Annotated in this window: 18 protein-coding genes; 10 read left to right on the forward strand and 8 right to left on the reverse strand. The window is 67.4% G+C overall.

Features of this window, described 5'->3' with window-relative positions; translation table 11 throughout:
- Positions 1–57: 57 nt before the first annotated feature.
- Entirely contained in the window at positions 58–1,047 is a 990-nt protein-coding gene (locus AB4850_RS14570) for a DedA family protein/thiosulfate sulfurtransferase GlpE (protein ID WP_414440514.1), read from the forward strand.
- A 16-nt stretch (positions 1,048–1,063) separates the two neighbouring features.
- On the opposite strand, the gene AB4850_RS14575 is transcribed toward AB4850_RS14570, so the two are convergent.
- Both AB4850_RS14575 and AB4850_RS14580 read right to left on the reverse strand, forming a co-directional pair.
- The gene (locus tag AB4850_RS14575; protein ID WP_414440515.1) at positions 1,064–2,509 is read right to left on the reverse strand and encodes an OprD family porin; all 1,446 of its coding nucleotides are present in this window, start codon (positions 2,507–2,509) and stop codon (positions 1,064–1,066) included.
- 307 nt (positions 2,510–2,816) lie between these two features.
- On the reverse strand, positions 2,817–3,398 hold the full coding sequence (locus tag AB4850_RS14580; RefSeq protein ID WP_414442034.1) for a cupin domain-containing protein: 582 nt from the start codon (positions 3,396–3,398) through the stop codon (positions 2,817–2,819).
- Positions 3,399–4,047: 649 nt separating this feature from the next.
- On the opposite strand from AB4850_RS14580, the gene AB4850_RS14585 reads away from it, so the two are divergent.
- On the forward strand, positions 4,048–5,574 hold the full coding sequence (locus AB4850_RS14585) for a peptide MFS transporter (RefSeq protein WP_414440516.1): 1,527 nt from the start codon (positions 4,048–4,050) through the stop codon (positions 5,572–5,574).
- Positions 5,575–5,675: 101 nt separating this feature from the next.
- Entirely contained in the window at positions 5,676–5,885 is a 210-nt protein-coding gene (locus tag AB4850_RS14590; protein ID WP_414440517.1) for a hypothetical protein, read from the forward strand.
- 70 nt (positions 5,886–5,955) lie between these two features.
- Here the strand turns inward: AB4850_RS14590 and AB4850_RS14595 are convergent, their stop codons facing one another.
- The 3 genes from AB4850_RS14595 to AB4850_RS14605 form a co-directional block, all read right to left on the reverse strand.
- Positions 5,956–7,077 (reverse strand): OpgC domain-containing protein, encoded by a 1,122-nt coding sequence (locus AB4850_RS14595; protein ID WP_414440518.1) that lies wholly within the window; start codon positions 7,075–7,077, stop codon positions 5,956–5,958.
- Positions 7,078–7,508: 431 nt separating this feature from the next.
- Positions 7,509–8,408: an EamA family transporter RarD gene (gene rarD, locus AB4850_RS14600; RefSeq protein WP_414440519.1), complete on the reverse strand. Its 900-nt coding sequence runs from the start codon at positions 8,406–8,408 to the stop codon at positions 7,509–7,511.
- An 18-nt stretch (positions 8,409–8,426) separates the two neighbouring features.
- Positions 8,427–8,723, reverse strand: coding sequence for an acylphosphatase (locus AB4850_RS14605; RefSeq protein WP_414440520.1), 297 nt, complete (start codon positions 8,721–8,723; stop codon positions 8,427–8,429).
- A gap of 151 nt (positions 8,724–8,874) precedes the next feature.
- Here AB4850_RS14605 and hpnA point away from each other — a divergent pair, with 151 nt between their 5' ends.
- The 3 genes from hpnA to AB4850_RS14620 all read left to right on the forward strand — a co-directional run bounded on the left by hpnA (position 8,875) and on the right by AB4850_RS14620 (position 12,156).
- Positions 8,875–9,885, forward strand: coding sequence for a hopanoid-associated sugar epimerase (gene hpnA, locus AB4850_RS14610; RefSeq protein ID WP_414440521.1), 1,011 nt, complete (start codon positions 8,875–8,877; stop codon positions 9,883–9,885).
- Between the two features lie 120 nt (positions 9,886–10,005).
- The gene (locus AB4850_RS14615) at positions 10,006–11,664 is read left to right on the forward strand and encodes a hypothetical protein (RefSeq protein WP_414440522.1); all 1,659 of its coding nucleotides are present in this window, start codon (positions 10,006–10,008) and stop codon (positions 11,662–11,664) included.
- A 102-nt stretch (positions 11,665–11,766) separates the two neighbouring features.
- On the forward strand, positions 11,767–12,156 hold the full coding sequence (locus AB4850_RS14620) for a hypothetical protein (protein ID WP_414440523.1): 390 nt from the start codon (positions 11,767–11,769) through the stop codon (positions 12,154–12,156).
- Positions 12,157–12,161: 5 nt separating this feature from the next.
- Here the strand turns inward: AB4850_RS14620 and AB4850_RS14625 are convergent, their stop codons facing one another.
- The gene (locus AB4850_RS14625) at positions 12,162–13,340 is read right to left on the reverse strand and encodes a glycosyltransferase (RefSeq protein WP_414440524.1); all 1,179 of its coding nucleotides are present in this window, start codon (positions 13,338–13,340) and stop codon (positions 12,162–12,164) included.
- Between the two features lie 372 nt (positions 13,341–13,712).
- On the opposite strand from AB4850_RS14625, the gene ispH reads away from it, so the two are divergent.
- From ispH to AB4850_RS14640, 3 genes are all read left to right on the forward strand, one after another.
- A complete protein-coding gene (ispH, locus tag AB4850_RS14630) occupies positions 13,713–14,654 on the forward strand; it encodes a 4-hydroxy-3-methylbut-2-enyl diphosphate reductase (protein ID WP_414440525.1) in 942 nt (313 codons plus the stop codon).
- 12 nt (positions 14,655–14,666) lie between these two features.
- The gene (hpnH, locus tag AB4850_RS14635; protein WP_414440526.1) at positions 14,667–15,827 is read left to right on the forward strand and encodes an adenosyl-hopene transferase HpnH; all 1,161 of its coding nucleotides are present in this window, start codon (positions 14,667–14,669) and stop codon (positions 15,825–15,827) included.
- Between the two features lie 142 nt (positions 15,828–15,969).
- A complete protein-coding gene (locus AB4850_RS14640; protein WP_414440527.1) occupies positions 15,970–16,353 on the forward strand; it encodes a hypothetical protein in 384 nt (127 codons plus the stop codon).
- Between the two features lie 31 nt (positions 16,354–16,384).
- Here the strand turns inward: AB4850_RS14640 and AB4850_RS14645 are convergent, their stop codons facing one another.
- Together AB4850_RS14645 and AB4850_RS14650 are read right to left on the reverse strand one after the other, a co-directional pair.
- Positions 16,385–17,698 carry an MFS transporter gene (locus AB4850_RS14645; protein ID WP_414440528.1) on the reverse strand — a complete coding sequence of 438 codons (1,314 nt, stop codon included), beginning with the start codon at positions 17,696–17,698 and terminating at the stop codon, positions 16,385–16,387.
- Between the two features lie 175 nt (positions 17,699–17,873).
- The gene (locus AB4850_RS14650) at positions 17,874–18,959 is read right to left on the reverse strand and encodes a tartrate dehydrogenase (RefSeq protein WP_414440529.1); all 1,086 of its coding nucleotides are present in this window, start codon (positions 18,957–18,959) and stop codon (positions 17,874–17,876) included.
- A 112-nt stretch (positions 18,960–19,071) separates the two neighbouring features.
- Between AB4850_RS14650 and AB4850_RS14655 the strand changes: the two genes are divergently transcribed.
- On the forward strand, positions 19,072–20,073 hold the full coding sequence (locus tag AB4850_RS14655) for a LysR substrate-binding domain-containing protein (RefSeq protein WP_414440530.1): 1,002 nt from the start codon (positions 19,072–19,074) through the stop codon (positions 20,071–20,073).
- Positions 20,074–20,099 lie beyond the last annotated feature (26 nt).

Consider the following 20,099-nt stretch of genomic DNA (forward strand, 5'->3'; position numbering starts at 1 on the left):
TAATCGGCCCATCTGCGTTGCTTCCACTCATCGCCTCTTTTTCGCGCCACGTTCGCCATGCTGCATGATCTCGTCGTCCGCTACGGACCGCTCATCGTGTTCGTCAATGTGCTGGCAGCCGCGCTCGGCCTGCCCGTGCCCGCGATGCCGACGCTCATCCTGTTCGGCGCGATGGCCACCCTGCACCCCGACATGATCGGCATGCAATTGCTGCCGGTGCTGCTGCTCGCCGTGGCCGCCGCGGTGCTCGGCGATTCCGCCTGGTATCTGGCCGGGCGCCGCTTCGGCGGCCGCACGCTCAAGACGCTCTGCCGGCTGTCGCTGTCACGCGACAGTTGCGTGAAAAAAACCGAGCAGTTCTTCGGTCGCTGGGGCGTGCGCGTGCTGGCGATCGCGCGCTTCGTGCCGGGCCTCTCACTGGTTTCGGTGCCGATGGCCGGCGCGCTCGGCACGCCTTACCGCACGTTCGTCGGCTACGACGCGCTCGGCGCGTTGTTGTGGGCCGCGGTCGGCCTGCTGGTCGGGTTGCTGTTCGCCGAGCAGATCGACTGGCTGTTTACCGGTGCGAGCCAGTTCGGCCAGGCGGCGCTGGTGCTGATCGGCCTGCTGCTCCTGCTGTATGCGAGCGTGCGCTGGTCGCGTCGCCGCGCGCTGCTGCGTACGCTCGCCAATGCGCGCATCGACGTGGCCGAACTCGAACGGATGATGCTCGCCGACCCGTCGGCGCTGCCGGTGGTGGTGGACGTGCGCTCGCCCGAACATCGCCGCCTCGATCCGTTCTCGATTCCGGGCGCGGTGTTCGCCGACGAGCGCAACGTGCGCGAATTCTCGCTTCGCTATCCGCTCGGGCAGAAGTTCGTGGTGTATTGCTCGTGCCCGAACGAGGTGTCGGCCGCGTTGATGGCCAAGCGCCTGTCGGACGCCGGCTTCACCGACGCCCTCACGCTGCGCGGCGGCCTCGACGCGTGGCGCGACACGGGCCACGCGCTGGCCGGCATTGCCGGCATCGAACCGGCCGGCATCGCGCCCGCGCCGAAAACGGCCTGACCCCGGCCGCCGTCGCTCAGAACACCGACACGGGCAGGTTCACAACCAATCGGTATTCCTGATTGGTGCTGTCCGAATAGTGCGCCGATCCGACGTGCCACATCGCGATGAAGGTGATCTTCGTATCCTTGAGGCGGCCGCTCTGGATCGTGTACGAAGGGATGAAACCGAACTCGTGGTGGCGGCCCTGCACCGGCAGGCCGTCCTTCCAGTAGATGCCGGCGTGCGTCGGATCGTTCGCGGCGCCCGCCGAACCGTCCGCGCCCCAGCCCGTCAACCCCCACACCATCGCCTTGAAGCCGGGCAGCCCGGCATCCTTGCCGTAGAACGTGTAGCGCAACTGCAGCGATTTTTCGTGCGGCGCGTTGTAGTCCACGTCCATCGAATCGACCAGGAAGATGCCGTTGGTTTCGTTCAGGTAATCGAAGTATTGATCGCCGAGCACTTGCTGGAAACCGAGCAGCAATTCATGCGGGCCATGCTGCGCGGCGAGCGACAGGCTGTACGCGTTGTTGTCGATCTTGCCTTGCCGCGCGTCGCCCGTATCGTGTGTCGAATAGACGTTGCCGAAGCCCGTCCACTTCACGCCGCTCGGCGCGCCGTAGCTCTGCCGCACCGACGCGTAATACTGGTTCCACACGTTCTCGGCCTGGTTCGCGTAGAGCGCGACGGAGCCGGTGGGCGAGTAATCCCAGGTGCCGCCCGCATACGTGAGCCGGTCGATTCGTGTGCCGCCGTATTGCGAGGTCAGATCGACCAAGGTCGAACGGCCGCGTGCATCGGTCTTCGTGAAGCTGCCCGCTTCGAGCATCACGTTGCGGAATTCGTTGCTGACGATGGTTGCGCCGAGAAAGGTCGGCGGCAGCGCACGATTGTCGTGCGGCTCCATGAACGGGTTGTCGACGATCTGCAGACCGTACTTGATCACCGTGTTCGAAATTCGCGCCTTCACGTCGTACACGCCGGGGTAGGCCCAGCCGAGCTGATTCGATCCGCCACCGCCCTTCGCGACGTGCACCATGTTGCCGCCGCCCGCGCCGCCGTCGAGCTTCAATGCTGCGTACACCGAAGCATCCACGCCGAAGCCGATCAGCCCGCCGGTGTAGCCCGATTCGAAATTCGCCATCACCGCCTGAATCCACGCATGACGATGCGGGCCACCCTTCGCGTCGAGCGCGTCGGCGTAGTTGCGGAACATCAGTTCGAGGTGGCTGTCCTGCACGAAACCACGCGATTTCGATTGCGCGGAGGCGTCGATGCTCGGCACGGGCGACGGCGCCTGGTTCGCTTCGGCATCGATCACGGCGTTCGGCGTGGTGGCTTGCGCCAGTGAAGGCGCGGCGGATGCGGCAGGCGCGTCGTCGGCATGCGCAGGTGCGGCGGCGATCCCGGCCAGCACGGGAAGCATCCAGGCGAGGCGCGACGCACGGCGCGTACGCCGCGGAGTGGCGGTTCGATTCATCGTTATGGTGTCTCTCAGGTTTGGCCTGCGCCGCCGCGCGAGCGCATCGTCAAGGCGCACGCTTGCCACTGGCCGCAAACGTCAAACACGGCAGGCGCGCGAGCGCTGCCCTCGCGGCTTTGGAAACGGCGCGATAGGCGTGACGATGAAAAGCGGAAAAGCCGACGGCTCAGCGAACGGTGGGCGCTGCGTGTTTTTGATGTGGCTAGGAGAAGCGCGGGGGGCTGTGCGACGTGACGATCATGTCGTTATCCTGATTATCTCCGAAGGGGCACCCCGTTCGGAGGAACGGCAGATGACCCGGTTTTTAGAAGAGTCGCGGCGTACCGACCCAGACCACCACCGATTCCTGCTTCGCGGTGTTGACCCAGCTATGCGGCACGGTCGACAGGTAATGCGCGCTGTCGCCGGCCTGCACGACGAACGTCTTGCCTTCCAGCGTCAACGATACTTCGCCCTCGATCACGTACAGGAATTCCTCCCCTGCATGCGTCGTGACTTCCGAGCGCTTCTGCCCCGGCGGCATGCGCACGAGAATCGCTTCGAGCTGCCGGCCGGCCGACACGTTCGTCAGTCGTCCGAACAGATTGGTCGAGTCGGCGAAGCTGAAAAAGCGCAATTGCTCGCCACGGCACACCGAACGTTCCTCGCTCGGCGTCTCGACGAAATACTGCACGTTCACGCCGAGCGCCTGCGCAATGCCGGCCAACGAGGTGATGGACGGCGAAGCCAGGCCACGCTCGACCTGGGACAAAAACGGCTTTGAAATACCTGCGGCAGTGGCCGTATCGTCAAGCGTGCGCTTCAGGCGCTGCCTGAGCGCACGAATCTTTCCGCCCAGTTCCAGAGCCGCACTTCGGGGCTGCGTATTTTCAGTGGAAGCAACCATAGCAGGCCGAAATCCGATCGTCAAAAAAAGTTTGATGGAAAGCAACGAAGTTTGATCGATATGGCTTAATCTTCGTCTTCGTGACCGTGTCAACGAGACGGCCTGCGCCTTGGCGCACCCCGCGCAACGCTGCTGCGAAGCGTCATCTTGCCAGATCGCTCGTGCAATTCGTGCTCGATTCGCAGCATTCCTTAGGGAAGAGTTTGCGCAGCGTGCCATCGCGGTCACGGAAAAACGGGTTGTCGCCGCATCGGTCGCGGGATTTCCCGAAGTGACGGACGGCAACCGCGTCATGACAATCGCGGCCGCACCGAAGCGCGACCACCTCGCGTCCGGCCCATCGTCATGGCCGGCACCAGCCCACCGGCTGCCTGCCGCTCCGTTTTACGCGCCCCTATCCGGTCGCCCCGAGGTTCATCCAACATGAATGCCGTTCCAAGCCCCGCGCACGCGATGCGTGCCAACGCCGCCGCAATCCCTCGCGCCGCACGGCCGCGATGCAAACGTTGTCGTCATCACGCGAGCACCGCCCCACCCGCCTGAGCATCGCCCCTCTTGCCGACGCGCCGCCTTCCGGCGCCGCGACATTCCGAATCCGCCGCATCCGTCACCCACGATGCGGCGCTAAAAACGATATTCGAGGACAACGATGCCCGTCTCGACACCTGTTTCCAAAACGCGATCATTCGCAACGGTCTTTCTGATCGAAATGTGGGAGCGCTTCGGCTATTACGGCATGGTCGCGCTGATGGTGCTGTTCATGGTCGAGAAGCTCGGCTTCGACGACAGCAACGCGAACCTGATCTGGGGCGCGTTCGTGGCGCTGATCTACGCGGCGCCGTCGGTTGGCGGCTGGATCGGCGATCACGTGCTCGGCACGCGCCGCACGATGCTGATCGGCGCCGCCGTGCTCGGCCTCGGCTACCTGATGCTCGCGATGCCGAACGACAATCTTCAGTTCCTCTACGCATCGCTCGGCGTGATGGTGGTGGGCAACGGCCTGTTCAAGGCCAATGCCGCGAACCTCGTGCGGCGCATCTACGAAGGTGACGACGCGCGCCTCGACAGCGCGTTCACGATCTACTACATGGCGGTCAATATCGGCTCGACCGTTTCGATGCTGATCACGCCGTGGATCAAGGATCGCTGGGGCTGGCATCCGGCCTTCGCGGTGTGCTGCGCCGGGATGCTGGTGGGCCTCGTCAACTACACGCTGATGCAGCGCACGCTCAGGCATGTCGGCTCGCAGCCCGACGACGCGCCGATTCGCTGGGGCCGCGCGGCGGCCGTCGCGGGCGGCGGCGTGATGCTCGCGCTGATCACCACGTTCCTGCTCGGCCACAAGGCGCTGGCGGTCGCGGCCGTCTGGACCGCCGCGTTCGTGGTGCTGGCGATCTTCATCTACATGATCGCGAAGGCCAACCGCTCGGAGCGCTCGGGCCTGATCGCCGCGCTGGTGCTGATCGCGCAGGTGATCCTGTTCTTCATCTTCTATCAGCAGATGTCCACCTCGCTGACCTTGTTCGCATTCCGTAACGTCGATCCGGGTTTCATGCTGTTCGGCACCACGCTGTTCACCTGGAGAGCGGGCCAGTTCCAGGCGCTCAATCCGATCTGGATCATGCTGTTGAGCCCGGTGCTCGTGTGGATCTACAACTCGCTGGCGAACCGCGGCGTGAACGTGCCGGTGGCGCTCAAGTACATGCTCGGCTTCGCCGTGGTGGCGGCCGGCTTCTTCGTGTTCGCGGCGAGCGGGCGCTTCGCGGTGGACGGCCGCGTGTCGTCGTGGTTCATGGTCGGCGGCTACGGCCTCTACTCGCTCGGCGAGCTGCTCGTCAGCGGCCTCGGCCTCGCGATGATCGCGCGCTACGTGCCGGCGCGCATGGGAGGCTTCATGATGGGCGCGTACTTCGTCGCCACCGGCATTTCGCAGTATCTGGGCAGCGTGGTCGCGAATCTCGCGAAGATGCCGTCGCACGACCTGCCCGCCACGGCGTCGCTGCCGCTGTATGTGCACCTGTTCTCGACGCTCGGCTGGGTGGCGGTGGGCGGCACGCTCGTGTCGTGCCTGCTGCTGCCGCTGATGGCGAAGCTTTCGCGCGCGCATCAGAGCCACGCGCAGGCGCGCGAACAAGAGAGCGCCGCCCTGCACGCAAACGGCGCGGCAACTCAGTAATATCCCTCGGCGCGCGGCGCGCGCGCCACAGTCGGCCGGCGAAGCGCGCCACGGCGTCCTACACTGAAAGCAGCCCGCACCCGGGCCTGCTGGAGAGTGAGATGAACAAAAGGACGATGCGGATCGTGCGCACGCTGGCCGATATCCGTCGTGCGCAACGCTGCACCGCGCTGCGCGCCGCGCGGGCGGCGGCCGAAGCGGATGCCGAACTGGCTCGCGCCGCCGAACCGTCGGACACCGCCGACGAAGCCGATAGCGACGCCACCACCACCCCTGAATCCGCCTCCCGTATTCGCTCACCTTCGCGGTGAGCGAAGCGGGCCGGAACGAAAAAAGCGCCGAAGCCCGGCGCTTTACCTCGTTGCTCGATCGCGTTGCGTCCTACGCGGGCGCACGCCGCATGCGCTGCCACCAGCCACCCGAACTCGCGAGCGTCAACAGGCAACCGAGCGCGATCGTGTCGGCCGCGAGGCCCACGCCGAACGGCGAGAAGCGCGGGCTCATCGCCGCGTGGTGCATCAGCGAATCGAGCGTGAGCGAGATCGCGGTGCCCACCACATAGCACACCAGCCCACGCTGCCCCACGGCCACCACCGGCTGCACCGCACGCGCGAGCTTGCCCACCCAGCCCGAACGCACGAGGTCGGCCATCAACCACGCCACCGCCAGGAAACTGAGCACGCGCGGCCACGCCAGGTCGCGCTTCATCAAGCCTTCGGGCAACGGCAGCCCCGAGAACAGCTTGTAGTACGCGCACACCAGCACGATGCCGAGCGCCACGCCGGTCAGCACCGCGCCGTAGCGCCCGGCCGCGAGGCCGCGATAGATCGGCTGGCAGCGCACCAGCGCGCCGAGCACGAACATCAGTTGCCACGCGAACGGGTTGAAGCTCCACTTGAACGAGGGCGTATCGAGCAGCTGCGTGCCGAGCCACCCTGACGCGAGCCACGCGGCGAAACTGCCGGCGAACAACCACACAGGCCAGCGGCGCGCGAGCGGCACGATGGCCGGCACGGCCAGCGCGAACAGCACGTACATCGGCAGCACCGACGCCAGATACGGCTGGCGCTGGAACGTCAGCACTTCGATCAGGCCGGTCAGCGGCGTGGCCAGCATCACGCTGACATCGTCGAGCGCGAGGTTCGGCGATTCGATGCCGTAATGATCGAGCACGGCGGACACCACCAGCATCAACGTGGTGGTGGCCAGGAACGCGCGATAGATCTGCACCGCGCGCCGCATGAAGCGCCGGCGCGCGACATCGGCGCCATAGCGCTCCGACATCGAGACGAACGCGCTCGCCGCCGCGAAACCGCCGAGGAACACGAACACTTCGGCCGCATCGCACAGCGCGAACGAATGCAGCGTGAACTTCGATACGATGCTGCCGCCGATATGGTCGACGACGATCATCAACAGCACGATGCCGCGAAAGAAGTCGATCTCGATCACGCGGCCCGAGCGCGCCGGCGCGGCCGCATTGCGCACGTTGGTCACTGCCATGACGCACGCTCGGAACAAAGCGGCGCGCGAGCGGAAGCCCGACCGGGCATCGAGAGCAAAGCGAAGGACTGCGTAGCGAGGAGCGACGACAAGCGCGCGGCGAGACACGTATGCCTGACTCGCGTGCGCCGGAGCGCCGGGGCGAAGACTGGACCGTTCATCGGAAAGGGACCGCATACGAAAGTGGGACGGTCCGGAAAGTCTATACGTCGCTACGGGCATACCCTAAGTAACAAAATGCAACCAATTCTTCCGATCCGTGACTGTCAGCCTTGCCAGACAAGCGTCAGCGATCCGTCATCGATTTTCGCGAGTTTTGATCGCAGAACGAAACAATCGAAATGACATGCGTGGAATTCACTACGTGATCCGAAAGAAAATGCAGGAAGGAGCGCGGCGCGCACAGGCGAGGTGCAAGCCGCCGAGCGGGGTCAGTGCGCCTGCACGCGCCGCATGATCAGATAGCTGTGCCAGGCCGTCAGGGCGACGGCGATCCAGATCGGGCCGTAGGTGCCGAGTTGCTGCGCGCTCAGCGATTCGCCGAGCAGCAGCACGGCGGCCGCGACGATCAATACCGGCTCCACGTAGCCGAGGATGCCGAACAGCGCCATCGGCAGCATGCGGCTCGATTTCAGATAACAGCCGAGCGCGAGCGTCGACAGCACGCCGAGGCCCGGCAGCCACACCGACAGCAGCATCGCATGGCCGCCGACCGGCGTGCCGATCGTGACGAGCGTGAGCACCGCCACCGGCAGCAACGCGAGCATTTCGACGGCGAACAGCGTGAGCGGCTCGACATCCATGCGCCGGCGCAGCATGAAGTACGGCGGATAACCGATCGCCACCACCAGCGTCGGCCACGCGAACGCGCCCGTCACCCACAGCTCGTGCACCACGCCGAGCGCCGCGAACGCGATCGCGCACCATTGCAGCAGCGACAGCGATTCGCGATAGACGAAGCGCCCCACCAGCACCATCGTCAGCGGCAACAGGAAATAGCCCAGCGACACTTCGAGCATGCGTCCGTGCAGCGGCGCCCACAGAAACAGCCACAGCTGCATGCCGAGCAACGCCGCACCGCCGATCACGGCCAGCGCGACGCGACGGCTGCCGAGCATGCGCCGCAGCAGCGCGGCGAGTTCGCCGAAGCGGCCGCGCAACGCCACCAGCGCGAGCGCGCCGGGCAAGGTCCAGACGATGCGCCACGCGAAGATGTCGAGGCCCGTCAGCGGCGCGAGCAGCTTCGCATACACCGACATCAACGCGAACAGCGCCGACGCGGCCACCGACAGCGCGAGGCCGCGCCGTGCTTCCGGAAATTCCTGAATCATCGCTCCCGCCGGCCCCGATCAGTTTTGCTGGAACCGCTCGAAGCGCTTGTCGGTCTGGCGCTCCTCGAACTCCACCTCGCTCACGCGCGCGGCGGGCGGCCCGTGACGCAGCCAGGCGAGCATCCGGTCGATGTCGGCGGCCGGGCCCTGGATCATCGCCTCGACCGAGCCGTCCTCGAGATTGGAGACCCAGCCGCGCAGCCTCAGCGCATGGGCCTCGCGCACGGTGGCATGACGAAAGCCGACACCCTGCACCACGCCGCGCACGCGCACGTAGAGGGTTTCCACCCGTTCGTCGAGATCCTTGCCGCTCATGTCGCTCCTCATCCGTTTGCATCAAAGCCCCGCATTGTAGTCGCGTCGCATGGCGCGCGCCGGACGCCCGCGCCATGCGCAGCACGTACAATCGCGCATCACGCATAACCGCCGCGCACCGCGTTCGAACCGCGCGACATCAAGGAATGGCATGACTGATACACAACGCGATCTCGTACTCGTGACCGGCGCGTCCGGCTTCGTCGGCTCGTCGGTGGCGCGCATCGCGCAGGCCCAGGGCTATCGGGTGCGCGTGCTGGTGCGCGCCTCCAGCCCGCGCACCAACGTCGCCGGGCTCGACGCCGAAATCGTCACCGGCGACATGCGCGACGAGGCCTCGATGCGCCAGGCGCTGCGCGGCGTGCGCTACCTGCTGCACGTGGCCGCCGATTACCGGCTGTGGGCGCCCGATCCGCTCGAGATCGAGCGTGCCAACCTCGAAGGCGCCGTCGCGACGATGCGCGCGGCGCTGGCCGAAGGCGTCGAACGCATCGTCTATACCAGCAGCGTGGCCACCTTGAAGGTGACCAGCTCCGGCCAGTCCACCGACGAAACCTCGCCGCTCACGCCCGAGCAGGCGATCGGCGTCTACAAGCGCAGCAAGGTGCTGGCCGAGCGCGCCGTCGAACGGATGATCGCCGAGGACGGGCTGCCGGCCGTGATCGTCAACCCGTCCACGCCGATCGGCCCGCGCGACGTGAAGCCCACGCCGACCGGCCGCATCATCGTCGAGGCGGCCACCGGCAAGATCCCGGCCTTCGTCGATACGGGGCTGAACCTCGTGCATGTGGACGACGTCGCGCACGGCCACTTCCTCGCGCTCGAAAAAGGCCGCATCGGCGAGCGCTACATCCTCGGCGGCGAGAACCTGCCGCTGCAGCAGATGCTGGCCGACATCGCCCAGATGGTCGGCCGCAAGCCGCCGACCATCGCGCTGCCGCGCGGGCCGCTCTACCCGATCGCGTACGCCGCCGAGGTGGTCGCGAAGTTCACCAAGCGCGAGCCGTTCGTGACCGTCGACGGGCTGAAGATGTCGAAGAACAAGATGTATTTCACGTCGGCCAAGGCCGAACGCGAACTCGGCTATCGCGCGCGGCCCTACCGCGAAGGTCTCGCCGACGCGCTCGGCTGGTTCCGCGAGGCCGGCTACCTGACGCGCTGACGCGTCGGCGACGCGCGGCGGGCAGGCATCGCCGCGCTATCAGCACTTTGTTACACGTCGAGGTCGAACCGGGCACGATGCACCGGTTAAAATCGCGGGTCCTACGTAGAGAAGGCACGCATGAACCTGAACGACCAGATCGAAGCGCTCGGTGCGGGCATCGATCAGCTCATCCACACCGCGCAAACGGTCGCGGGCGCCGCGAAGGCCGCGATCGAATCCGCGGCCGCCGATCGGGCTGCCGCCCAGGCCGCCGGTGAGGAAGCGAGCGCCGCACGCGCCACCGCCGAACAGTTTTCCGCCGGGCAAGCGGCGGCCCACCTCGCCGCCAAGCAGGCCAGCGCCGATCGCGCGGCCACCGAAGCCCTCCATGAACAGATGCGCGCCGTGCAGGCCGCCGCCGAAGCGGCCGCCGCACAGGCCGTCACCGATAAAACCTCGGCCGAGGCGCTGGCCGCGCGCGTCGGGATCGATCGCGAAGCGGCCGATGCCACGCTCACGCAGGCCACCGCGCAACGCGAAGCCGCGGAAGCCGCAACAAAGCGCGCCGCGCACGAGCGCGACAACGCAGAACGCGCAATAAAGCAGGCGCAGACGGAACGCGAAGCGGCCGACCTCGCCATCAAGCAGGCCATCACCGAACGCGATGCCGCCGAGCTGGCCACCCAGCAGGCCGCCAGCGAATGCGCCACCGCCAAGGCCGCGATTTCGCAAGCGCTGGCCGAGCGCGAAGCCGCGCATACGGTGGCCCGGCAGGCCGCCGAGGATCACGAAGCCGCGCAAGCCGCCGCGAAACAGGCGGCCGAGGATCGCGCCGCCGCCGAGGCGCTCAGGCAGCAAGCCGCGGCCGACCGCGCGGCTGCCGAAGCGGCCTCCGCGCAGGCAGCAGCCGATCGCGATGCGGCACACGCCGCGCGCCGTGAGGCCGAGAACACGCAAGCGGCGAGCGCCGCGGTGGCCGTCGTGTCCGCGCAAGCCATCGGCGACACCGCCGCCGCCGACCTCGCCACCCAGCAAGCCGCAGCCGACCGTGAAGCCGCCGATGCGCTGATGCAGCAGGCCGCCGCCGATCTCGACGCAGCCGAAGCCGCCCATCGTCAGGCCCGCGCCGAGCGCGACGCCGCGCAGGAAGCTGCGGCGCAAGCCGCGCGCGACCGCGAAGCCGCCGATACGCTCGCCGCGCAAACGCGCGCGGAACGCGCCGCGCTGGCCGACGCCTCCGAGCAGTTCGAAGCGGAGCGCGCGGCCGCGCAGGCCACGGCCGCCCTCGCCTCGGCCGACAAGGCCGCCGCCGAATTGCTCGCCGCCCAGGCCGCCTCCGACAAGGCGGCGGCCGAAACGGCGCTGCGCGAAGCCACGGCGAAGGAAGCCGCGCTCGAACAGGCCGTCGCGGCAGCCGAAACAACGGCCACCGAAGCGGCCGGCGCACCGGCACCGCAGGCCGTCGAAACCGGCGCCGACGCGAAACTCGTCGTCGCCCGCCCGTCGCTGGACGCCGTGACGCTCACGATCGGCACGCACCAGGTGCCGTTCCCGCCGTCGCAATTGAGCCAGTTGATCGAGGAACTCGCCCACGCGCGCGCCTCGATGACGACCGAGCAGCCCAAGGGCCTGCCCGCCGGCTGGCGCTTCGTGTCGACCCGCAATCCGATGATGGCGGTGCAGAAGCAGTCGAACGGCGACCGCCTGCTGGTCGCGCGTCACACCGGCTACGGCTGGGTGCCGTTCACGTTCTCGCCGGACACGGTGATCCAGATGTACATGCTGCTGACGCAGTAAGGGCGGCAGGCCGGAACGGCCTCAAAGGCAAAACGGCACACGATCGCGAGATCGATGTGCCGTTTTTCATTGAAGCATGCGCGACGCGGAGGATGGTCAGACTTGAGCACGCCGATGGACCCCGCCACGCGCGAATTCGTCTGGGCCGTCATGTCCGAATTTTTCGTCGATAACGAGATCGACTACGACACCGAAGCGGCCAGACTCGCGCGCTTTCCGTTCGACGCCCTGCGCACGATCTTCTTCGAGGAGGTCGCGCCCGTCTGCGGCCCCAACCTGCTGACGCCGGTTCCGCCGGTCTGGCTCGGCTTCGACACGAGCACGCTGGTGGCCGAAATCCGCGCGCGGCAAGCCAGACGTGAGCGCTCGCTCACGCACCGGCTGCGCCACCGGGCGGCGGTGCTGTATTACCGGCTCGCGCTCGCCAACACCTGGAAGACGGTGGCCGCGGCGCTCGAGCGTGCGCAAGCGCTGCCGCCGTCCGCGCCTTAACGCTCTTAACGCTCGACCGGCGCCTGCACGCGCGCCTTCCACTGCCCGCCCTTGCCTCGCCAGTAACGCCACGCCGACGCGAACGTCGCGCCGTTGTAGAACAGCGCGACCAGCGGCAGCGCGGGCGCCCACAGCAGCGAACGCCGGTAATAGGCCAGCATCGGCGCATAGGACGCGCTCATCGCCGCCCACGCGAGCCAGGCCGGCCAGGCCTGCGCGCCGTACGCGAGCGCCGCGACGGGCGGCAGCAGATAGATGATCGACATGCCGAGCAGCGTGCCGGCCAGCAGCAGCGGCGAGTAGCGCAACTGCGTGAACGCGGTGCGCGCGATCATGTTCCAGATGTCGCGCCAGCTGTCGTACGGGCGCAGCGACACGCTGCGATCGGCCAGGTCGAGCCGGATCGGATGATGCCGGCCGCTGCGGTGCTTGATCTGCGCGGCCAGGCTGCAGTCGTCGATCAGCGCGCCGCGAATCGATTCGATGCCGCCCGCTTCCTCCAGCGCCGCGCGCCGCACCAGCATGCAGCCGCCGGCCGCGCCGGCCGTCTTGCGGCGCGTGTCGTTGATCCACGAGAACGGGTAGAGCTTGGCGAAGAAGAACACGAATGCCGGAATCAGCGCCTTTTCCCAGAACGAATCGCAGCGCAGGCGCACCATCAGCGAGACCAGATCGCGGCCCTCGGCCTGCGCGCGCGTCACCAGTTGGGCCACGGCGTCGGCCGGATGGCCGATGTCGGCATCGGTCAGCAGCAGGTAATCGGCCGGCAAGCCGAGCGTGCGGACCGCGGCGATGCCCTGCGACTGCGCCCAGACCTTGCCCGACCACCCGGCCGGCAACGGGCGCGCGGCGAGCACCGTGAGGCGATCGGCGTGCCGGGCAGCCAGCGCGGCGGCGCGCGCGGCGTCGGCGGTGCCGTCGGTGCTGTGGTCGTCGACCACGATCACGTGGAAGGCGCCCGGATAATCCTGCCGCACCAGCGACGTGACGGCCTCGCCGATCACGTCCACTTCATTGCGCGCCGGCACGACCACCGCCACCGCCGGCCATTCGCCGGCCGCGCGCGCCGGGGCGGGCAGCGGCGCCGGCGGGTTGGCGCGCCAGAAACCGCCGCGCGCGAACAACAGCACGCACCAGATAACCAGGGACAGACAAGACAGGCCAAAAACGATCTGGAGCGTCATACCCCGCCCTCCGCCGCACCGTTTTCCGACCACCCGCGCACGCGCTGCAGCAGCGCCAGATACGGGGACACACCCTTGAATTGGACTTTCATCCGGATCGCCTGTGAGGCCCGCGCGGCCAAGCTCCGCCGCAGGGCGCATTCAAAACCGCGTAGTTTATCCGGGTTCGGCGGGCCGGGTTGCGACGGCGAATTCGGTTGCGCCGCAACACCTTCGAGCTCATCCAAAGCACGACCGGGCCGATAGCGTTAAAATGCGCGATTAATCTGGCGGTCGGTGCATGCGAACCGGTCGCCATAACATCGAGTTGGGGCGATCGGGCCGGCCTGCCGGCCGTCTCAAACCCCGCGTAGTCGTCGGAGTTCGCCCTTTATGCGTGTCATTCTTGCCCAACCCCGGGGCTTCTGTGCCGGTGTAGTCCGCGCGATCGAGATCGTCGATCGGGCGCTGCTCCAGCACGGCGCGCCTGTCTACGTCCGGCACGAAATCGTTCACAACCGCCACGTCGTCGACAACCTGCGCAACAAAGGGGCGAAGTTCGTCGAGGAACTCGACGAGGTGCCGCACGGCGCCGTCGCGATCTTCAGCGCCCATGGCGTGGCGCAAACGGTCGAGAAGGATGCCGAGGCGCGCGGGCTGGATGTGCTCGACGCCACCTGCCCGCTCGTCACGAAAGTGCACGTGCAGGGCCGCCAGTATGTCGCGGGCGGCCGCCGCCTGATCCTGATCGGGCATGCCGGCCACCCGGAAGTCGAAGGCACGATCGGCCAGATTCCCGGCGAAGTCACCCTCGTGCAGAGCGAAGCCGAGGTTGCCACGCTGTCCCTGCCGGTCGATACGCCGGTTGCCTACGTGACGCAGACCACGCTGTCCGTCGACGACACGCGCGGCATCATCGAAGCACTGACGCGCAGGTTCACCGATATCGTCGGCCCGGACACGCGCGACATCTGTTATGCAACACAAAACCGCCAGGCCGCCGTGCGCGAGCTGAGCAGCCAGGTGGACGTACTGATCGTCGTCGGCGCGACGAACAGTTCGAACTCGAACCGTCTGCGCGAGATCGGCACCGAAAGCGGTGTGCCGAGCTATCTCGTGGCCGATGGTTCGGAAGTGCGCGCCGAATGGCTCGCGAACGCGCAAACCATCGGCCTCACGGCCGGTGCGTCGGCGCCCGAGGAAATGGTCGAGGACGTGATTGCCGCGCTGCGTGCGCTGGGCCCCGTCGACGTCGTCACCATGACCGGTCGCGAGGAAAAGGTCGAATTCAAGTTGCCGGCGAAGCTTCTGCAAGCTGTCGCCCGCGAAGTCTAAGGAGGACATCAATTGTCTATTCCGCTGCTCCAGCAAGTCCGGGTCGGCGCATACATCATGCGCAACCACCTGTCCGGCAACAAACGCTACCCGCTCGCGCTGATGCTCGAGCCACTGTTCCGCTGCAACCTGGCCTGTAACGGCTGCGGCAAGATCGACTATCCGGATCCGATCCTGAACCAGCGTCTTTCCGTCGAGGAATGCCTGGGCGCCGTCGATGAAGCCGGCGCGCCGATCGTCTCGATCGCGGGCGGCGAGCCGCTGCTGCACCGCGACATGCCGGAAATCGTCAAGGGCATCATGAAGCGCAAGAAGTTCGTGTACCTGTGCACGAACGCGCTGCTGATGGAAAAGAAGATGGACGACTACGAGCCGAGCCCGTATTTCGTCTGGTCGGTCCACCTCGACGGCGATCGCGAAGCGCACGATCATTCCGTGTCGCAGGAAGGCACGTACGACAAGGCCGTGGCCGCGATCAAGGAAGCCAAGCGTCGCGGCTTCCGCGTCAACATCAATTGCACGCTGTTCAACGACGCGATCCCCGAGCGCGTGGCGAAGTTCTTCGACACGCTCGAGCCGATGGGCGTCGACGGCATCACCGTGTCGCCGGGCTACGCCTACGAGCGCGCGCCGGATCAGCAGCACTTCCTGAACCGCGACAAGACCAAGACCCTGTTCCGCGAGATCTTCAAGCGCGGCGAGGGCGGCAAGCGCTGGTCGTTCAGCCAGTCGTCGCTGTTCCTCGACTTCCTGGCCGGCAACCAGACCTACAAGTGCACGCCGTGGGGCAACCCGGCGCGTACCGTGTTCGGCTGGCAGAAGCCGTGCTATCTGGTCGGCGAAGGCTACGTGAAGACCTTCAAGGAACTGATGGAAACGACGGAGTGGGACAACTACGGCGTCGGCAACTACGAGAAGTGCGCGGACTGCATGGTCCACTGCGGCTTCGAAGCCACGGCCGTGGTCGACACCATCACGCATCCGCTGAAGGCGTTCGCACTGAGCCGCAAGGGCATCAAGACCGACGGCGCGTTCGCACCGGATATCCCGATCGACAAGCAACGTCCGGCCGAGTACGTGTTCTCGCGCCACGTCGAGATCAAGCTCGAGGAAATCAAGATCGCCGGCAAGGGCAAGCTGCAAAAGCCGGCCAAGGCCGCCAGCGCGGTTTGAGGTTGAAGGCCGGCTAGTTCGCCAGTCGGCCTGCGACGATCGAAACAAGGGCGCCCCGGAGTCGATCCGGGGCGCCCTTGTGTTTTGAGCGCTGCCGAGGCACGGTACGGGCATCCAACCATGCCGGCCGCTACACCCGCCCATGACCGCCCCCACCCTCGCCTGCCTCCAAACCGCCCGTGCCCTCGTCGATCGAGCCTGGGCCAACCAGGCCGCCTACGACGGCACGCTGCGCGAAGCCGCTGCGCTGCTCGATGCGGAACGCCTGCGCCACCCGCACGACGTGGCCGTGCTGACCTGTCTCGGCGCGGTTCTGTGCGATCTCCAGCAGCACGCCCAGGCGCGCGAGCATCTCGAACAGGCCGTCGCCGAAGGCGCAACGGACCGCAACACGCACTTCAACCTGTTCGTCGCCCTGCTCGGCTGCACGACGCAGGCCGAGGCGCAGGCAGCACTGAAACGGGTGGAAGGGCTGGAAGCGAACCCCGCCACCTGGCAGGCCTACTTCGACCCGCACGCGCGATGACGATGCGGCGCGGCTCACGCCCAACGCACACCTACCGCCCCTCGCTCACCGCATTCCCGGCCTCACCGCGCGCCGCCGACTGCCGGCTCAACACCACCGTCAACACCGCCGACAACGCCAGGCTGGCGCCCACCACATACAAACCCGCCGCATAACTGCCCGTCACGCCCTTGAGCCAGCCGATCGCGAACGGCCCGACGAAGCCGCCCAGGTTGCCGATCGAGTTGATCATCGCGATCCCGGCCGCCGCGCCGGAGCCGGACAGGAACAGGCTCGGCATGGCCCACAGCGGCGCCTTCGCGGCGCTGATGCCGATGTTGACGATCACCAGCGCGGCAATCACGCCGACGATGGTGCTCGCACCGCCCGCGAACACGAAGCCGACGCACGCCAGCGCGCACGGAATCACCACGTGCCAGGTGCGCTCGCCGCTGCGATCGGAATGCCGCGCCCAGAGGATCATCGCCACCACGGCCAGCACGCTCGGAATCGCGTTGAGCAGGCCCGTCTGCAAGGCGTCGAAGCCGTATTGCCGGATGATCAGCGGCGCCCACAGCCCGAGCGTATACAGCCCGGCCGAGGTGCCGAAATAGATCAGCGCGAGCGCCAGCACACGCATGTCGCGCAGCGCGGCGATCGGCCCGATGGTGTGGCCGACGCGCGCGTGCCGCGCCTCGGCTTCCGATTTCAGCTTGGCGATCAGCCAGTCGCGCTCGTCGTCGGCGAGCCAGCGCGCGTCGGCCGGCTTGTCGGTCAGCGCACGCAGCACCACGAAGCCGAGGATCACGGCCGGCACGGCCTCGATCACGTAGAGCATCTGCCAGTCGCGCAAGCCGAACACCGACGGCAACTGCATGATCGCGCCGGACATCGGCGAGCCGATCGCGGTCGAGATCGGCGCGGCGGCCATGAACCACGCGGCGGCCACGGCGCGCTGGCGCGTCGGGAACCACTGCGCGAGGTAATAGATGATGCCGGGGAAGAAACCGGCCTCGGCCACGCCGAGCAGGAAGCGCACCGAATAGAAGCTGGCCGGCCCGGTGACGAGCGCCGCGGCAGCCGAGACGATGCCCCACGAGATCATCACGCGCGCGATCCAGATGCGCGCGCCGACCTTGCTGAGAATCAGGTTCGACGGCACCTCGAACAGGAAGTAGCCGATGAAGAACAGGCCGCCGCCGAAGCCGAACGCGGTGGGCGTGAGGCCCAGATCGGCGTTCATGGTCAGCGCGGCGAAGCCCACGTTGACGCGGTCGAGGAAGCTGACGAAGTAAAGCAGCATCACGAACGGAATGATCCGCCACATGAGCTTGCGCGTGACGCGGCGCTCGAGATCGGTGTGCATGCGTGTCTCCTGCGGCCTCCCGGCGCGATGCCGCGCGACGAAGCCGAATATCGTGATCGACGGGCTTCTACGGCCCCGTTCGATGGCGCGCCGCCCGAATGACGCGCGGCGCAACGTGATGCATGTCGTACAGAACAACCGGCGGCGGCGGGCCCACGGCCCGCGCCGCCGTGCTTCAGGCCGCGACGGCCGCGCGCTGCGCCAGCCGCTCGCACACCGCCGCCGTGACCTGCTCGGTGGTGGCGTTGCCGCCGAGGTCGCCGGTATGCAGCGCCGGGTTCGCCGTGACCGCTTCCACGGCCTGCATGACGCGCGCGGCGGCCTCGTGCTCGCCCAGGTGTTCGAGCAGCATCACCACCGACCAGAACGTGCCGATCGGGTTTGCGACGCCCTTGCCCATGATGTCGAACGCCGAGCCGTGGATCGGCTCGAACATCGACGGATAGCGACGCTCGGGATCGATGTTGCCGGTCGGCGCGATGCCGAGGCTGCCGGCCAGCGCAGCGGCCAGGTCGCTGAGGATGTCGGCGTGCAGGTTGGTGGCGACGATCGTGTCGAGCGAGGCCGGGCGGTTGATCATGCGCGCGGTGGAGGCGTCGACCAGTTCCTTGTCCCACTTCACGTCCGGGAATTCCTTGGCGATCTGGTTGGCGATCTCGTCCCACATCACCATCGCGTGACGCTGCGCGTTGCTCTTGGTGATCACCGTCAGCAGCTTGCGCGGGCGCGACTGCGCCAGCCGGAACGCGAAGCGCATGATCCGCTCGACGCCGGCGCGCGTCATCATCGACACGTCGGTGGCGGCCTCGATCGGGTGGCCCTGATGCACGCGGCCGCCCACGCCCGCGTATTCGCCCTCGGAGTTCTCGCGCACGATCACCCAATCCATGTCCTTCGGGCCGCAGCGCTTGAGCGGCGCATCGATGCCCGGCAGGATGCGCGTCGGGCGCACGTTCGCGTATTGATCGAAGCCCTGGCAGATCTTCAGGCGCAGGCCCCACAGCGTGATGTGGTCGGGCACGTCGGGGTCGCCGGCCGAGCCGAACAGGATCGCGTCCTTGTCGCGCAGCGCGTCCAGCCCGTCGGCCGGCATCATCACGCCGTGCTGGCGGTAGTAATCGGCGCCCCAGTCGAAATCCTCGAAATCGAACCCGAAGCCCGCGCCCGAGGCGGCCAGCGTTTCGAGCACGCGGCGGCCGGCCGGGATCACTTCCTTGCCGATGCCGTCGCCGGGAATGGTGGCGATGCGATAGGTCTTCATGCAGTTGTCTCCGTTTGGCTGTCTGTCAGTGCAATGACGGTAACGCGGCAGCCGGTATAAAAACCGGTGCTAGACTCAAAGCATCTTTAACTTTGATTCACAAGTGGCCGTCATGACCGATGCCGTGCAGCCCGCCGACCTGGCGTTCTTCTCGACGCTCGCCGCCTCGGGCAGCCTCAGCGCCGCCGCGCGCGAGTTGGGCCTCACGCCGGCCGCGGTCAGCAAGCGGCTTGCGCAGATGGAGCAGCGCGCGGGCGTGGCGCTCGTCAATCGCACCACGCGCCGGATGGCGCTGACGCCCGAGGGCGATGTCTACCTGGAGCGGGCGCGGAAGATCCTCGACGAGATCCAGCAACTGGGCGATCTGCTGTCGAACGCCAACGGCCAGCCGCGCGGCCTGCTGCGCGTGAACGCCACGCTCGGCTTCGGCCGCAGCGCGGTCGGCCCGGCCATCTCGCGCTATGCGCGCCGCTATCCCGAGGTGGACGTGCAGTTGCAGTTGTCGGTCACGCCGCCGCCGCTGACCGACGACAGCTTCGACATCTGCATCCGCTTCGGCGAGCCGCCCGACACGCGCGTGGTGGCGCGCCGGCTCGCGTCGAACCGCCGGCTGCTGTGTGCGTCGCCGGCCTATCTGGCCGAGCGCGGCATGCCGCGCAAGCCGGCCGACCTGGCGCGCCACAACTGCATCGGCATTCGCCAGGGCGACGAGGCCTATGGCGTCTGGCGGCTCACGCACGGCCGCGGCAGTGCGCGCGCCACCGAGGCGGTGCGGATCGGCGGCAGCCTGACCACCAACGACGGCGAGATCGCCGTCAAATGGGCGCTCGACGGGCACGGCATCCTGATGCGCGCGGAATGGGACGTGCTCGACTATCTGGCCGATGGGCGACTGGTGCTGGTGCTGCCCGATTGCGAGACGCCGGCTGCGGACATCTACGCCGTGTATCCGCGTCGGCTGCAGATGTCGGCGCGCGTGCGCAGCTTCGTCGATTTCATCGCGGCGGAGTTCTCGCAGCCGCGGGTGGGGGGCGGAGGGCCGGTAGGAAGCGCTGCACCACCGCCGGCGGCCGAAACCGCGCCGGCCAATCGGCGGGCGAAGCGCGGGCGTTGATTGCGTTTCGACGCGGGTCGATGCGA

It is taken from the genome of Burkholderia sp. 22PA0106 (assembly GCF_047497155.1).
GTDB lineage: Bacteria > Pseudomonadota > Gammaproteobacteria > Burkholderiales > Burkholderiaceae > Burkholderia.

What these genes read in the sequence shown, in the direction of transcription:
- AB4850_RS14570 (WP_414440514.1), top strand. Translation starts at nt 58, where the DNA reads ATGCTGCATGATCTCGTCGTCCGCTACGGACCGCTCATCGTGTTCGTC.
- AB4850_RS14575 (WP_414440515.1), bottom strand. Translation starts at nt 2,509, where the DNA reads ATGAATCGAACCGCCACTCCGCGGCGTACGCGCCGTGCGTCGCGCCTC.
- AB4850_RS14580 (WP_414442034.1), bottom strand. Translation starts at nt 3,398, where the DNA reads ATGGTTGCTTCCACTGAAAATACGCAGCCCCGAAGTGCGGCTCTGGAA.
- AB4850_RS14585 (WP_414440516.1), top strand. Translation starts at nt 4,048, where the DNA reads ATGCCCGTCTCGACACCTGTTTCCAAAACGCGATCATTCGCAACGGTC.
- AB4850_RS14590 (WP_414440517.1), top strand. Translation starts at nt 5,676, where the DNA reads ATGAACAAAAGGACGATGCGGATCGTGCGCACGCTGGCCGATATCCGT.
- AB4850_RS14595 (WP_414440518.1), bottom strand. Translation starts at nt 7,077, where the DNA reads ATGGCAGTGACCAACGTGCGCAATGCGGCCGCGCCGGCGCGCTCGGGC.
- rarD (WP_414440519.1), bottom strand. Translation starts at nt 8,408, where the DNA reads ATGATTCAGGAATTTCCGGAAGCACGGCGCGGCCTCGCGCTGTCGGTG.
- AB4850_RS14605 (WP_414440520.1), bottom strand. Translation starts at nt 8,723, where the DNA reads ATGAGCGGCAAGGATCTCGACGAACGGGTGGAAACCCTCTACGTGCGC.
- hpnA (WP_414440521.1), top strand. Translation starts at nt 8,875, where the DNA reads ATGACTGATACACAACGCGATCTCGTACTCGTGACCGGCGCGTCCGGC.
- AB4850_RS14615 (WP_414440522.1), top strand. Translation starts at nt 10,006, where the DNA reads ATGAACCTGAACGACCAGATCGAAGCGCTCGGTGCGGGCATCGATCAG.
- AB4850_RS14625 (WP_414440524.1), bottom strand. Translation starts at nt 13,340, where the DNA reads ATGACGCTCCAGATCGTTTTTGGCCTGTCTTGTCTGTCCCTGGTTATC.
- ispH (WP_414440525.1), top strand. Translation starts at nt 13,713, where the DNA reads ATGCGTGTCATTCTTGCCCAACCCCGGGGCTTCTGTGCCGGTGTAGTC.
- AB4850_RS14640 (WP_414440527.1), top strand. Translation starts at nt 15,970, where the DNA reads ATGACCGCCCCCACCCTCGCCTGCCTCCAAACCGCCCGTGCCCTCGTC.
- AB4850_RS14645 (WP_414440528.1), bottom strand. Translation starts at nt 17,698, where the DNA reads ATGCACACCGATCTCGAGCGCCGCGTCACGCGCAAGCTCATGTGGCGG.
- AB4850_RS14650 (WP_414440529.1), bottom strand. Translation starts at nt 18,959, where the DNA reads ATGAAGACCTATCGCATCGCCACCATTCCCGGCGACGGCATCGGCAAG.
- AB4850_RS14655 (WP_414440530.1), top strand. Translation starts at nt 19,072, where the DNA reads ATGACCGATGCCGTGCAGCCCGCCGACCTGGCGTTCTTCTCGACGCTC.